Annotated in this window: 12 protein-coding genes and 1 pseudogene; 3 read left to right on the top strand and 10 right to left on the bottom strand. The window is 73.8% G+C overall.

Annotated features, from left to right (window positions below; genetic code table 11):
• Positions 1 to 174 precede the first annotated feature (174 nt).
• Together ACQP17_RS11105 and ACQP17_RS11100 are read right to left on the bottom strand one after the other, a co-directional pair.
• On the bottom strand, positions 175 to 1908 hold the full coding sequence (locus tag ACQP17_RS11105; RefSeq protein ID WP_433856121.1) for an alkaline phosphatase D family protein: 1734 nt from the start codon (positions 1906 to 1908) through the stop codon (positions 175 to 177).
• 123 nt (positions 1909 to 2031) lie between these two features.
• Entirely contained in the window at positions 2032 to 2676 is a 645-nt protein-coding gene (locus tag ACQP17_RS11100) for an HNH endonuclease family protein (RefSeq protein ID WP_433856120.1), read from the bottom strand.
• A gap of 206 nt (positions 2677 to 2882) precedes the next feature.
• Here ACQP17_RS11100 and ACQP17_RS11095 point away from each other — a divergent pair, with 206 nt between their 5' ends.
• Both ACQP17_RS11095 and ACQP17_RS11090 read left to right on the top strand, forming a co-directional pair.
• Positions 2883 to 3641 carry an ABC transporter permease gene (locus ACQP17_RS11095; RefSeq protein WP_433856119.1) on the top strand — a complete coding sequence of 253 codons (759 nt, stop codon included), beginning with the start codon at positions 2883 to 2885 and terminating at the stop codon, positions 3639 to 3641.
• Positions 3642 to 3866: 225 nt separating this feature from the next.
• Positions 3867 to 4448, top strand: a complete 582-nt coding sequence (locus ACQP17_RS11090) for a TMEM165/GDT1 family protein (RefSeq protein WP_329151560.1) — start codon at positions 3867 to 3869, stop codon at positions 4446 to 4448.
• Between the two features lie 84 nt (positions 4449 to 4532).
• Here the strand turns inward: ACQP17_RS11090 and ACQP17_RS11085 are convergent, their stop codons facing one another.
• Entirely contained in the window at positions 4533 to 5195 is a 663-nt protein-coding gene (locus ACQP17_RS11085) for an HAD-IA family hydrolase (RefSeq protein ID WP_433856118.1), read from the bottom strand.
• Positions 5196 to 5429: 234 nt separating this feature from the next.
• Complete coding sequence (locus ACQP17_RS11080; RefSeq protein WP_433856117.1) at positions 5430 to 6410, bottom strand: peptidoglycan-binding protein; 981 nt, start codon at positions 6408 to 6410, stop codon at positions 5430 to 5432.
• A gap of 374 nt (positions 6411 to 6784) precedes the next feature.
• Between ACQP17_RS11080 and ACQP17_RS11075 the strand changes: the two genes are divergently transcribed.
• Positions 6785 to 8863 carry a DHA2 family efflux MFS transporter permease subunit gene (locus tag ACQP17_RS11075; RefSeq protein WP_433856116.1) on the top strand — a complete coding sequence of 693 codons (2079 nt, stop codon included), beginning with the start codon at positions 6785 to 6787 and terminating at the stop codon, positions 8861 to 8863.
• Between the two features lie 56 nt (positions 8864 to 8919).
• Here ACQP17_RS11075 and ACQP17_RS11070 read toward each other — a convergent pair whose 3' ends face one another.
• From ACQP17_RS11070 to ACQP17_RS11045, 6 genes and pseudogenes are all read right to left on the bottom strand, one after another.
• Complete coding sequence (locus ACQP17_RS11070) at positions 8920 to 9453, bottom strand: GNAT family N-acetyltransferase (RefSeq protein ID WP_433856115.1); 534 nt, start codon at positions 9451 to 9453, stop codon at positions 8920 to 8922.
• 66 nt (positions 9454 to 9519) lie between these two features.
• Entirely contained in the window at positions 9520 to 9852 is a 333-nt protein-coding gene (locus ACQP17_RS11065; RefSeq protein WP_329151565.1) for an antibiotic biosynthesis monooxygenase family protein, read from the bottom strand.
• Between the two features lie 71 nt (positions 9853 to 9923).
• Complete coding sequence (locus tag ACQP17_RS11060) at positions 9924 to 10157, bottom strand: hypothetical protein (protein WP_433856114.1); 234 nt, start codon at positions 10155 to 10157, stop codon at positions 9924 to 9926.
• A gap of 128 nt (positions 10158 to 10285) precedes the next feature.
• The gene (gene proP / locus ACQP17_RS11055) at positions 10286 to 11797 is read right to left on the bottom strand and encodes a glycine betaine/L-proline transporter ProP (protein ID WP_433856113.1); all 1512 of its coding nucleotides are present in this window, start codon (positions 11795 to 11797) and stop codon (positions 10286 to 10288) included.
• Positions 11798 to 12340: 543 nt separating this feature from the next.
• Entirely contained in the window at positions 12341 to 13399 is a 1059-nt protein-coding gene (locus ACQP17_RS11050; RefSeq protein WP_433856112.1) for a CU044_5270 family protein, read from the bottom strand.
• Between the two features lie 196 nt (positions 13400 to 13595).
• Positions 13596 to 14132, bottom strand: a pseudogene (locus tag ACQP17_RS11045) (RNA polymerase sigma factor); the annotation flags it as partial.
• Positions 14133 to 14178 lie beyond the last annotated feature (46 nt).

The raw sequence follows: 14178 nt of genomic DNA, 5'->3' as shown, positions 1-14178 counted from the left end.
GGGCGCGGCCGCCCGGTGCGGGCGACGGGCGAACGTGCGCCCCATCATCACCGCCCCGGGTACGGCCCCGACGCCCGGGTACGGCGGGGAACGACGCCGCACCGGCCGCCCCGGCGCGCCGCGGTGGAGCACCCCCGGCCGCTCCCCGGCGCCGGGCCGCCCGCCTCCTCCGCTCTACGGCCGTTCCGTCCCCGGTACCGGACCGCCCGCACCGGTGGATTCCCCGTCAGGGCGGGCACCGGCCACCTCGGCGCGCCAGACCGTCACGAGCCGGACACCGCCCGGCCGCTCCCGGCGGGCCTGATCCAGGGCCAGGCGCGCCGCACGGCCCGCCAGCGTCAGCGTCATCAGCTGGTTGCCGAACCACGGGCCGCCGGTGCGCCGCCACTTCACCGGCGGCCGGGGCAGCCGTCCGTGCCGGGCCAGCAGCTTGCCCAGCCACCGGCCGGGGCGGCTCCAGCCGAAGCGGAAACCGGCCTGCAGGACGCGGGGAATGCTGTTGTGGACGGGCGAGCAGGTCAGCTGCAGCACCCGGCTCGTGGGGTGCGGGCCGGGGCCGCGCCGCCGCGGCTCGGCCACGTAGGCGTGGTGCACATCCCCGGACAGCACACAGACCGTCGCCGGCGCCCGGTCGCCCGAACCCGCCTCGGCGATCAGCTCGCCGAGCGCGGCGAACGAGCCGGGGAACGCCGCCCAGTGCTCCAGGTCGGCCCGCCGGCGCAGGGCTTCGCTGCGCCGGGCCCAGCGCGGGCCGCGCTCACCGGCGCACAGCGCGGCGTTCCAGCCCTCGGCGGCATGGACGAGGTGCGGCAGGAGCCAGGGCAGCGAACTGCCGAGCAGCAGATGGTCGTAGCCGCCGCGCCCGTCCAGCACCGCCTGCCGCAGCCACTCGCCCTCGGCCTTGTCGAGCATGGCGCGGCCGCTCTCCTCCAGGGCGCGGCCGGCCCGGGTGTCGATCATGACCAGCCGCACCCGGCCGAAGTCCCGGCGGTAGCTCCAGCGCACGCCCGCCGGATCGCGGTCCGCGGCGGCCGCGAACTCCCGTACCGGGCCGGTGCCGTCCTCGGCGGCCCGCACCCGGGCGTACACCGCGTCGGCGGCCAGTTCCGCGGGCGACAGATTGCCCAGGTGCTGGTGCACCCAGTACGACATCAGACCGCCGAGGATTCGCTCGCGCCACCACGGCGTCGCCCGCATCCGGGCCAGCCAGGACGCCGAGGTGTTCCAGTCGTCGATCACATCGTGATCGTCGAAGATCATGCAGCTGGGGACGGTGGACAGCAGCCAGCGGACCCTCGGGTCGAGCCAGGACTCGTAGTAGAGGTGGGTGTATTCCTCGTAGTCGGCGACCTGCTTCCACGGCGGCTCGGTGACATCGCGGCGGGCGGCCAGCACGCGGGCGGTCGCTTCGGAGGTCTGGTCGGCGTAGACCTGGTCGCCCAACAGCAGCAGCACGTCCGGGCGTTGCCGGGCGGGATCGGCGGCGAGGGTGGCGGCGAGGGCGTCCAGGGCGTCCGGGCCGACCGGGTCGTGCGCGTCCGAGGGCGTCGCGGACCAGCGGCAGGAGCCGAAGGCGAAGCGCAGCGGCGCCGTCGGGGAGGCGGGGAGGGTGCGGATGATGCTCGCGGGGAAGGGGCTGCCGGGCGGCGGCCAGACCTGCTCCCCGCCGCCGGGATGCGCCCCCGGCTCGTCCAGCAGCACCTGGTAGGGCGTCTCGCTGCCGGGGGGCAGACCGGTCACCGGGACCAGCGCGTAGTGGTGTCCGGCCACCTGCCAGGTGTGTTCCGCGCCCTGCGCCCCGCCGTCGCAGCGGATCCGCACCTCGCACGGCCGGTCGGTCTCCACCCATACGGTCGCGCTGGTGGCGTCGACGTACCGCAGCAGCGGCCCCAAGCGCAGTCCGGCCATCGGTGCCTCCCCTTGTCGTGGGTCAGAGGATAGGAGCACACCGCGCGGGGCGCCGGGCCGGGTGGCGGCGCGCCCGCCGGCCGGAGAGGTCCGGCCGGCGGGCGGGCACCGGGGCGGGAGGGCTCAGCAGCCGCCCAGGATCTTCTTCAGCGCGGCCTTCTCGGCGGAGTCCGCGGTCATGCCGTACTCATGCTTGACCCACACCCACATCCGCGCGTACTCGCAGCGGTACGAGGTCTTCGGCGGCAGCCACTTCGCCGGGTCCTTGTCCCCCTTCTCCTGGTTGAGGTTGTCGGTGACGGCGATCAGCTGGGAGTGGGTGAGGTCGTTGGCCAGCTCCTGGCGCCGCGCGGTGGTCCACTGCGCGGCGCCCGACTTCCACGCCTCGGACAGCGGTACGACGTGGTCGATGTCGAGGTCGTCCGCCTTGGTCCAGGTCGCCCCGTCGTACGGCGAGACCCACTTGCCGCGCACGGCCGCGCAGCCGCCGTCCTGCTGCACGCCGGTGCCGTCCCGCTTGAGGACCACCTCGCGGGTGTTGCAGTTCTTGCCCTGGTCGATCCAGTGCGGGAACTTGTCGCGGCTGTAGCCGTCCTGCGGGCCCTCGGGCTGCTCCTTGAGGGCGGCGAGATAGGTGCGTGCGGTGGCCGCGCTCGGGGGGCTGGGCGGCGCCGCCTGGGCGGACTGGCCGCTGAACACCAGCGTGCCGACCAGCGCGGCGGCCGCGCCCGCGGCGACGGAAACGCGACGCGCGTAGACCTTTGTCATCGAAACTCCCTGTATGTGGGGGGAAGTTGCCGTGCGGTGCGGCCCATGGTGGCGAAGTGGGGTTTCCGTGGGAGGGGCACCAGGTAACAGCCTGGCGACATGCCCACGTCACTTCAAGGGCTGACGGGCGGCCAAAACCGTAGGGCGGCACTCCGGTTGAACCGCTCCCGCGCGTACGCCCCCGGTCGCGCCCCTACAGTGAGCGCGTGCTGCTGCCGGTCAACGCCACCCTCGGGATCGTCCTCGCCGTCCTGCTGATCGCCGCCGTCGCCCTCGCCGCCGCGGCACGCCTCGGCCATGCCCGCGCCATCGCCGTCGCCGGGCTGCGCGCGGCCGCCCAACTCGCCGCCGTCTCCTACCTCATCGGCTGGGTGGTGCACGCCCTGCCGTGGCTGCTGTGCTTCCTGCTGCTGATGTTCGCGGTGGCGGTACGGACCGCCGGCCGCCGCGTCACCCGGAACCACACCTGGTGGTGGGCCGCCGTCCCGATCGCCGCCGGGGTCGTCCCGGTCGTCGTCCTGCTGCTGCTCACCGGACTGGTCCCGCCGCGCGGGCTGAGCCTCGTGCCCGTCACCGGCATCCTGATCGGCGGCGCGCTGACCGCCACCGTGCTGGGCGGGCGGCGGGCGCTGGACGAGCTGGAGATACGGCACGGCGAGTTCGAGGCGGGGCTCGCGCTGGGGCTGCCGGACCGGGAGGCGCGGATGGAGGTGGCCCGCCCGGCCGCCTCGGACGCCCTGCTGCCGGGGCTCGACCAGACCCGGACGGTGGGGTTGGTCACACTCCCCGGCGCGTTCGTCGGCATGCTGCTGGGCGGCGCCTCACCCGTGCAGGCCGGGGCGGTGCAGCTGTTCGTGCTGGTCGCCCTGCTGGCGGTGCAGGCGGCGGCCTGTGCGGTGGTGCTGGAGCTGGTCGCGCGCGGACGGCTGCACCGCGTACCCTCGGGGGCAGCAGAAGGGGAGTAGCTCTCTGCCGGACCGTCGACATAATGCCCTCCCGTCGTCCGACCACCCCGGGGTGGAGCGCGCCTCGCGCGCGGTGACGACGTGGCGAGCCGGCGCCCGGAGCGCCGTACGCATCCGTACGGCGCCAGCGAGACCTTCGGCCGCAGTGTTTGACGCTGCCGTGCCGAAGCGACCCCTTCCCCGGGCCTCTTTGGTGCGGCCCGACCGATCGAGGTATGCCACCCCGTGTTCAGCTTCACCATCGCCGCCGTCGTCTTCGGCGTCGTCTTCCTCGCCGAACTTCCCGACAAGACCGCCCTCGCCGGCCTGATGCTCGGGACCCGCTACCGCGCCTCCTACGTCTTCGCCGGTGTGGCCGCCGCCTTCCTGGTGCATGTCGCGCTCGCCATCGCCGCGGGCAGCGTGCTGACCCTGCTTCCGCACCGCTGGGTGCAGGGCGTGGTGGGTGTGCTCTTCCTGGCGGGCGCCGCCGTGCTGCTCTTCCGGAAGGACGACGACGAGGAAGAGGTGAAGAAGCCCGCCGATCAGAGCTTCTGGAAGGTCTCCGGGGCGGGCTTCATGATGATCCTGGTCGCCGAGTTCGGCGATCTGACCCAGATCATGACCGCCAACCTCGCGGCCCGCTACGACGCCCCGCTCTCGGTCGGCGTCGGCGCCGTGCTGGCCCTGTGGGCGGTGGCGGCCCTGGGCATCCTGGGCGGCCGCACCCTCATGAAGTACGTCCCGCTGCGGCTGATCACCAAGGTCGCGGCGTGCGTGATGCTCGTGCTGGCGGGCTTCAGCCTGTACGAGGCGATCGCGGGCTGAGGCGGGCTGAGGCGGGCTGAGGCGGGCCGGGGCGGGCCTGCCGGGTCCGCCCCGCTCCCTTCGCCGTCCGCGCGCGGCCGGTCCTCAGTGCGTGAGGTGGAGGGCGAGCACGCCGTCCGCCCGCGCCTCGACGCGGACCTGGGTCAGGTCGCGTACCTGCGCGGTGGGGGCGAAGGCGGCGGCGCGGTCACCGACGCCGATCACCCGCATGCCGGCCGCCCGGCCCGCCTCGATGCCCGCCTCGGAGTCCTCGAAGACCAGGCAGTCCGCGGGGGCGAAGCCCAGTTCGGCGGCGCCCTTGAGGAAGCCTTCCGGGTCGGGCTTGCTGGCGCCCACGCTCTCCGCCGTGATCCGCACCTCCGGCATGGGCAGCCCGGCCGCGCCCATCCGGGCGTCGGAGAGCGCGATGTCGGCGGAGGTCACCAGGGCGTGCGGGAGCCCGGCCAGGGCGGCCATGAAGGCGGGCGCGCCGGGGACCGGCTCCACGCCGTCCATGTCGGCGGTCTCCTGCGCCAGCATCCGGCGGTTGTCCGCCAGGTTGAGCTCCCTCGGACGGTCCGGGAGCAGCGCGGCCATGGTCGCCCAGCCCTGCCGCCCGTGCACGACGCCGAGCACCTCGTCCGCGTCCAGGCCCTGCTCGGCCGCCCAGCGCCGCCAGCAGCGCTCGACGACGGCCTCGGAGTTCACGAGGGTGCTGTCCATGTCGAGCAGCAGAGCGCGGGCGGTGAGCGTGGTGGTGGCCGTCATCGGCGGGCTCCTGGGCGCTAGGGGGTGTCTCGGTCCCGTCGTTCGCCCGAGGCAGGCGGGACTTTGGAGACAGTCCCGTACGGGCAGGCGGCCGGCGGGCCCGGCCGCGCGGAAGGAGGTCAAGCGGTTCCGCCCGCCGGTCAGGGAGTGCGGGCGGAACCACTTTGTTTGACTACGATACAAAACGATTCCGGGTGCCGACAACCGCCCCGGTCAGCGCCCTCGTACCGGGGGCTACGGCTCGGCGGTGCGGGACTCCAGCGACGCCCGTGTCCCGGGCCCGTAGACGCCGTCCGGGTCTGCGGTCACTCCGTAGCGCCGCTGGTATTGCGAGACGGCGGCCCGCACCTCCGCGTCGTAGCGCCCGCCGCCCGCGCCCTGGTAGAGCCCGAGCTGCCGCAAACGCTCCTGTAACTCCGTCACCTCCGGACCGGCGGCCCCCTCGCGCAGCACCGGCGGCCCGGTGGGCGGCGCGCTGGGGGTCGGACTGCCGGGGGAGACGGAGACGCTGCCGGACGCCCTGGTGGGGGTGGGGGTACGGGGGCGCCCGGTCCCGGGGAGGCGCACGGTGGCCGTGGACGGGCCGGCGGTGGGCTCCGGCGACGGGGAGCGGTGCGCGGTGGGGGAGGTGGCCTTCCCGCGCGGGGTGGCGGCGTCGCCGGTGGGGAGCGCGGCGCTGGGCGAGGCGGCGCCGCGGTCGGGCGGCGCCGCCCGGTCCCGGGCGCCGCCGGACAGGGCATCGGTACCGATCAGGGCCGCCGCGACGGCCGCCGCGGCTCCGGTGGCCACCAGCACGGCGGGCCGGGCGCGGACACCGGCGCGGCGCGGTGCGGACCGGGCACCGCCGGACGCCTGTCCCTCGGAGGCGTTGAACGTCCGGGAGGCCGGCCCGGAGCGGCGGCGGGGCCGGGGGAGGAGCGGGCCGGGAGCGGAAGGGGTGGAGGGGGTGGAGGCACCGGCCCGGTGCACCGCCGCGTCCACCCCGGGTAAGCCGTCCAGCCGGTCGCCCCGCCCGCCGCCGTGCACACCGGCCTCGTCCGCGTCTCCCCGGTCCGCGCCCGCCCCGTCCGCGTCCTCCTCCCCGTCGGGCAGTGACACGTACGGCCGAACGCGCAGCGGGTCGAAGTCGTCCGCGCCGATGGCCGCGCACAGACAGGACGGGCGGCCGCCGCCGCGTACCGGGGCGGAGCAGTGCGGGCAGTTCCGTGCCGTCACGAGTGGACCCCTCCCTGGATGCCTCGAACCGGCAGCGATTATCCAGACGCCACCCGCCCCGCGCAGGCACTCGGCGACATCCGCCCGGCGGACTTGGCGTCGCCCCGGCCCGGCCCGCGACGCCCCGACCGTCCCCCGTACGGCCCCGGAGGGCGGACGCCGCTCGGCAAGCCATATCCGGCACCACCGCCCAGGATGGAAGAGATCCGACGGCCGCCCCCCTTGGGGAGGGCGGCCGACGGCGGCCCGTAACGGCAGGCCACGGCCCGCCCGGACGGCCGCCGCGGAGCCCGCCGAAACGGCCACCGGGGCCCCGCCGCCCCGGCCCCGGCACCGGCACCGCAAGGGACACCCCGGCACAGAGGGAGAGGCTCATGGCGCAGGACACCGGCGCTCCCGCCGTCCCCGGCGGGGAGCGGTCCCGGCGGACGATCCTCGTCGCGATCGGGGCGCTGCTGCTCGGCATGCTCCTCGCGGCGCTCGACCAGACCATCGTGGCCACCGCGCTGCCCACCATCGTCAGCGAACTCGGCGGCCTCGACCATCTGTCCTGGGTGGTCACCGCCTACCTGCTGGCCTCGACGGCCGCGACGCCCCTGTGGGGCAAGCTCGGTGACCAGTACGGCCGCAAGAGGCTGTTCCAGACCGCCATCGTGATCTTCCTGGTCGGGTCGGTGCTGTGCGGCATCGCGCAGAACATCGGGGAGCTGATCGCCTTCCGGGCGCTGCAGGGGCTGGGCGGCGGCGGCCTGATCGCGTTGTCGATGGCGATCGTCGGGGACATCGTGCCGCCGCGCGAACGCGGCAAGTACCAGGGACTGTTCGGCTTCGTCTTCGGCGGTGCGAGCGTGCTCGGCCCGCTGCTCGGCGGGCTGTTCGTGGACCACCTCAGCTGGCGCTGGGTGTTCTACATCAACGTGCCCGTCGGCATCGTCGCGCTCGCCGTCATCGCCGCCGTGCTGCACATCCCGCGCAGCCGCACCCCGCACCGGATCGACTACCTCGGCACCGTCACCATCGCCGCGGCCGCCGCCTGCCTGGTCCTGATGGCCTCGCTCGGCGGCGTCAGCTACGGGTGGGGCTCCTGGCAGATCATCGGGTTCGGGGTGCTCGGCGCGGTGCTGCTGGCGGTGTTCGTGGCGATCGAGCGACGGGCCGCCGAACCGGTGCTGCCGCTGCGGCTGTTCCGGCTGCGCACCTTCACGCTCACCGCCGTCATCGGCTTCGTCGTCGGCTTCGCGATGTTCGGCTCGATGACCTACCTCCCGACGTTCTTGCAGGTCGTGCAGGGTGTGACACCGACCCTGTCCGGCGTCCACATGCTGCCGATGGTGTTCGGCATGCTGCTGGCCTCCACCGGCTCCGGCCAGATCGTCAGCCGCACCGGCCACTACAAGGTCTTCCCGATCGCCGGCACCGGCGTCGTCGCGGTCGGCCTGCTGTTGCTGCACCAGCTCGAACCGTCCAGCGGCGTGCCCGAGATGAGCGCCTGCTTCTTCGTCTTCGGCTTCGGGCTGGGCCTGGTGATGCAGGTGCTGGTGCTCATCGCGCAGAACGCCGTCCCCTACCGGGACCTGGGCGTCGCCACCTCCGGCGCCACGTTCTTCCGCTCGATCGGCGCCTCGTTCGGCGTCTCCCTCTTCGGCACGGCCTTCGCCAACAACCTGCGCCCGCGGATCGCCGACGCCCTCGCCGGCCATCCGCTGCCCCCGGGCGTCGACCCGGCGCGGATCGCCGAGGATCCGCGGACCGTGTCCCGGCTGCCGGCCGGGCAGGCCGCCGGCGTCCTGAACGCCTACGCCGTCTCCATCACCGATGTGTTCCTCTACGCCGTGCCGCTGGTCCTGGTGGCGTTCGTGCTGGCCTGGTTCCTCAAGGAGGAGCCGCTGCGCGGCAGTGTCACCGCCCCCGACGCCAGCGAGGTGCTCTCCTCCAACCCCGTCGAACGCTCCTCGCGCGACGAGGTCGCCCGCGCGCTGTCCAAACTCGGCAGCATGGAGGGCCGCAAGGACATCTACGAGAAGATCACCGCCCGGGCCGGACTGGACCTCAAACCGGCCGCCAGCTGGCTGATCCTGCGCATCCACCGCTACGGCTCGGTGGAGCCGGGGCTGCTCGCCGAACGCACCACCGTGCCGTACGGGGTGGTCGCCGAGGGCGTCCGCCAGATCGAGGAGCGCGGACTCGGCGCCCGCGAGGGTCTGATGCTGCTGCTCACCGACCGCGGCCGGGACACCGCGGACCGGCTCTCGCAGACCCGTCAGCAGTCACTCGCGGAGCTGCTGGGCGACTGGTGGACCGAGGACCGCCCCACCGACCTCACCGAACTCGTCCGCGAGCTGACGGCGGAACTGTGCGGCTCGGACGCGGAGGAACCCCAGCGCAACGGCCCCCGCCGCACGCCGCCCCGCACCCGGCCGCCCGCCGCACACCCACCCGACCTGGCCAAGTAAGCCCGCCCGTACGAAAGTTGACGCCCCCCCGGGGGGCCGGTCCCGAACCCGCCCACTCAGCCGGACAGCGAGCCACCCCCCAACCCCTTCTCGAAGAAAATCTCCGCATAGGGATCGTCGTGATACGGCGCGATCTCCGCGAAGCCGTGCCGCCGGTAGAGCGCGACCGCCTCGACCAGGTCCCGCCGGGTGTCCAGCCGGATCCGCCCGGCCCCCAGCCGCACCGCGGCCGCCTCGGCGGCCCCCAGCAGCGCTCCCGCACCGCCCCGCCCACGCCGCCCGGCCCGCACGAACATCTGCTTCAGCTCCGCGGTGCGCCCGTCCAGCAGCCGCACCCCGGCACAGCCCGCCGCCTCCCCGCCGTGCCGGGCCACCAGCAACACGCCCCGCGGCGGCAGCAGATCGGCACTGGGGTACTCCGCCAGCCCCTCCGCGATCTCCCGCGGCGTGGAGCGACGCCCCTCGTGCAGCATGAAGTAGCGGTCGGCCACCTCGGTGTAGTACTCGCGCAACAGCCCCACCGCATCCGGCGAATCCACCGGCTCCACGGCAACGGCCCACGACGAACGGAGCGGAGCGACCTCATTCATGCCTGCATTGTCACGGCCGCAACCGCACCCCACACCATGCTTTTCGACGGCTGCCGCCGCCCTGACTCAGCCCTTCCTGGGCCCGGCCTGCTGCACGACCTCGAAGGACCACAGCGTCGACCCGGAGGCGGCGGGCTTGGGCCGCTCGCCACCCCCGTCACCGCCACCCTGCTGATGCGCGGCCTTCATCGGCCCCTCCATCCACGCCTGGAACGACTCCTCGTCCCGCCAGCGGGTGTAGACGAGGTACTGGTCGGTGCCCTCGACGGGGCGCAGCAGCTCGAACCACTCGAAGCCGTCGGAGGAGTCCACGGTGCCGGCACGGGAGGCGAAGCGCTTCTCCAGCACCTCACGCTGTTCGGCGGGGACGGTCAGCACATTGATCTTGACTACGCTCATGGCTCCATCCTGCCGCATGGGGTGCCGGCGGCGGCGAAGCGGGCGGTGCCCGGGCTACCGGACTGCGGATTTCAGCAGGCGCTCATTCCGCGTGCGGGCCACTGATGTTCCGCGTCGTACAGGGCGTTGATTTTTCGCGATGCGTTGCGGAACGAGTGGTCCACGTTTCCGTCGTCCGGCCGCGACCTGCGCGTACCCCTGTCCATGGTGAGGGTGCGTGTCATCTCCGAGGGGCTGTCGCCGAACGAGTAGACGACAGCGGTGCTCTCCTCGGAGAGCTTGTTGAAATAGACCAGCGCAGCCATTGTCACCCCTCTGTGAAGGCTTCAAGTGTGTGCAAGGGGAACTCTGCTCGGCTGACGACGCCGGGAACGCCCGAGGGCCCGGCCGGATGTCTCCGGGCGGGCCCTCGGGGTGGTGCGCGTGGTGTGGGTCAGGCCTTTGCGGCGGCCGGGGTGGCGTGGTGGGCCGCTTCGAGGACGGCCTGGGCCTCGGCCTCGGTCTCGACGGCGGGGGGCGAGCCGGGCAGGGGCTTGCGGGCGCTTTCCGACATCATCAGGACGGCGATGCCGCCGATGACGGCCGCCGCCATCATGTAGTAGGCGGGCATCATCTTGTTGCCGGTCGCTCCGATCAGGGCGGTGACCACCAGCGGGGTCGTTCCGCCGAAGAGCGACACGGAGACGTTGAAGCCGATCGACAGCGAGCCGTAGCGCACCTTGGTCGGGAACAGCGCGGGCAGCGTGGACGGCATCGTCGAGGTGAAGGTGACCAGCAGCAGGCCGAGCGCGGACATGCCCAGGGCGATGGCGACCAGCGAGCCCTGCCGGATCAGCAGCAGCGCGGGCACCGACAGCACCAGGAAGCCCAGGCAGCCCGCGCCGATGACCGGGCGGCGGCCGAAGCGGTCGGTGAGCCGGCCCGCGAGCGGCTGGACGCCCATCATCAGGACCATCACGGCGAGCACGACCAGCAGCCCGTGCGTCTCGTCGTACTTCAGCTCCGAGGTCAGGTAGCTCGGCATGTACGACAGCAGCATGTAGTCCGTGACGTTGAAGACCAGGACCAGGCCGATGCACAGCAGCATGGACCGCCACTGGCCGAAGATCATCTCGCGGATGCCGATCCGCTTCTCGGCCTCGCGGCGCTCCTTCTCCTTGCTCCGCGCCGCCTTCTCCAGCTGCGCGAAGGCCGGGGTCTCCTCCAGCCGCATCCGCAGGTAGAGGCCGATGATGCCCATCGGTCCGGCGATCAGGAACGGGATGCGCCAGCCCCACGAGTTCAGGTCGCCGGTGGACAGCAGCGCGGTCATCAGGGTGACCAGGCCGGCACCGCCGACGTAGCCGGCCAGCGTGCCGAACTCCAGCCAGCTGCCGAGGAAGCCGCGCTTCTTGTCGGGCGCGTACTCGGCGATGAAGGTGGAGGCGCCGCCGTATTCGCCGCCGGTGGAGAAGCCCTGCACCAGGCGGGCGACGAGCAGCAGGATGGGCGCGCCCACGCCGATGGAGGCGTAGGACGGGATCAGGCCGATGGCGAAGGTGCCCGCCGCCATCATGATCATGGTGATCGCGAGGACCTTCTGCCGGCCGATGCGGTCACCGAGCGGCCCGAAGACCATGCCGCCGATGGGGCGCACCAGGAACGCGGCCGCGAACGCTCCGAACGTCGACAGCAACTGCGCGGTCGGGTTCCCGGACGGGAAGAAGACATGCCCGAGGGTGACCGCGATGTAGCTGTACACGCCGAAGTCGAACCACTCCATCGCGTTGCCGAGCGCGGCGGCCGACACGGCGCGCTTGACCATCGCGGGGTCGACGACGGTCACCTCGCCCGAGGCCTGGGTCGCCGGATCCGCGGTCCGTTCCGGCTGCGGATCGGGTGCGGTCTCGGCACCGCGGCCGACGGGATTTCGGGGCCCGGGGACGACGGGGGACTGCGTCGGCACGTGCTCGCTCGCCTGCGCTCTCTTTGGACGACAACATGACACCGCCCGCCATGGCGTGGCGGGCCAGAGCCCGTCGTGGGAGCGACGGGCAAAGGTCGACCATAGGGGCAGACCGGATCATCACGGATGGTGTGCGGATGACCGCGCAGACGGCCGTATACCCGCTCCATGCTGGGGAAACGCACTCTGTGTGAACAATTTCCGGCACTTATCTCTGTGATCCATATCGCGGCGATCCGCTGCAACCGTCGGCGGGATTGTGGCGTGTGCCACGCGGGGGAGGGGCGGCGCACGGCCGGGGCGGGCCGGGCACGCGAACGGCGCGGCGGCACACTGCGCACCGCCGCGCCGAGGTGGATCGTCGCGTTCTCTCAAGGATCAGCCATGACCGGCCGCCCCGCCACTCGGAGGTGGGCCCGGTGGGGTGGCGGGGGCCTGCGCCTCGTTCCCTGGCGCGGCGCCTGCGCCCCTCCGTCACGGGGCCCGAGCCTGGTCCGTCATGGCACCTGCGCCCCGCCGGTCACGCCACTTGCGCCCCGTCGGTCACGGCATCCATGCCTCGTACGACATCACCTCACCGGACCTGATCTTGAACTCCGGCCGGCTCTTGGTGAAGGTGACCTCCAGGCCCAGCAGTTCGCCGGTGCGCGGGTCGAAGATCGCCATCTGGCGGGTGGTGTCCATGGCGCCGTCGGGGCCGTCGTACACATACGCCTGTCCGCGCCGGCCCAGCCGGTCGGTGACCGTGCCCGCCTGGCGCAGCCCGCCCGCGTCGGCCAGCATCCGGACGATGGCCGCGGTCTCCCGGGGGCCCGGCGTCCACTCCTGGCGGAACGAGGAGAGCGCCGAGAGGAGCTCCCCCGTGGTGCGGTTGCCGTCCGGTCCGCCGTAGAGCCACGACAGCTGTTCGCGCAGCTTCGCGGGGTCCGTCGAGGGCCGGGTGCGGGAGGCCAGGCCGCTGTGCCGGGCCTCCGAGCCGGCCGGATAGGTGGTGTCGTGCAGGACCTCGCCGTCGCTGACCTGCCGCCAGTCGCCGTCGTTGTCGTGGATCACCGGGCGGCCCGGGTGCCGGGGGTCGGTGGCGACGACCAGTTCCGAGCCGCTGCCGTCGGCGTTCCAGTGGGTGATCCGCTCCTCGGGCACGGTGATCGGCGGCGCGGCGTGCGGGCCGGTCTGCATGTGCATGTACCAGGTCTGCAGATGGCTGCCGCGCCGCGGCCCGTCCGCGGGGCCGGCCGACCGTGCCCGGGCCGCCGCCCGCCGGGCGAGGGTGTCCAGCGAGACGGACGGGGCGCCGGTGTGCAGGGTGAGGGCGGCGGGCGCGGCGACGGCGGGGGTGCTGCCGGCGCCGGAGAAGGTGAGTGCGAGGGCGGCGACGGCGGCCAGTGACGCGGCGGTCAGGCCCAGCACCAGCCGCCGCCGGGGCACGGGGCGCGGGCGGGTACGGCGGCCGCCGCCGGTCGCCGGCTCCACCGGGTCCGCCGGCTTCGTCAGCTCCGTCAGCCGGTGCTCCGCCCGGGCGGTCAGCGGACGGTCGCGCCAGGGGCCGTCGCCGGCCGGGGCGGGGTCGGCCTGCCGCAGCAGCTCCAGTTCGTCAGTCACGGCGGCGGCCTCCCGCTCGGGTCGGTACGGGGTGGGGGGTCAGGGGGAGGGGGAGCGTGGGGCGGGCGGCCGGGCGGGGGACAGGCGGCGGCGCCTCGGGCCTCGTCGCGGGCGGTGGCGCACCGGCCGGGCCGTCGCCCTTGGTCCGCGTGCCGCCCTTGGCTCGGTGATCTCCTCCCGTCCCCGCGGTGTCCTCGCTCCCGGCGGAGTCGTCGCGCCGCGGGCGCGCCGTCTGCATCCGTTCTATCTGCGTACGGAGCCGGCCGCGCGCCCGGTGCAGACGCATGGCGGCCGCGCTCTGTCCGCACCCGAGGGTCACCGCCAGTTCCCCGACGGTCAGTTCCTCCCAGGCGGTCAGCCGCAGCACCTCCTGGTCGGCGGGGGAGAGGCGGGCCAGCGCCTCGTGCACCCAGGACCCGGGCCGCTCCGCCGCCGGGCCGTTGTCCACGGGCTGCCGCTGGTGCGCCGCCTCGTGGTGGCCGAGCCGGTGCAGCAGCCGCCGGTATCGGCCCTTCCCCCGCACGGTGTTGGCCAGACAGTTCCGGGCCACCCCGTACAGCCAGGGCAGTGGCGCGTCGGGGAGTTCGGCGCGGCGTCGCCAGGCGGTGGAGAAGACCTCCGCCACGACTTCCTCGACCTCGTGTGCCTGCCCGTCCAGCCGTCGCGCCACGAAGCGGCTGACCGCCCAGTAGTGCGCGCGATAGGCCTCGGCGAAGGCGTCGTCCGTGCTCATGAACCCTTGGTGTCCGGCATGGACCTGATCATCACACCCGGCCCGG

This window comes from Streptomyces kronopolitis (genome assembly GCF_050953795.1).
Classification (GTDB): Bacteria; Actinomycetota; Actinomycetes; order Streptomycetales; family Streptomycetaceae; genus Streptomyces; species Streptomyces kronopolitis_A.
The sequence above is the reverse complement of the archived record's forward strand: the minus strand, read 5'-3'. Positions and strand labels throughout refer to the sequence as shown.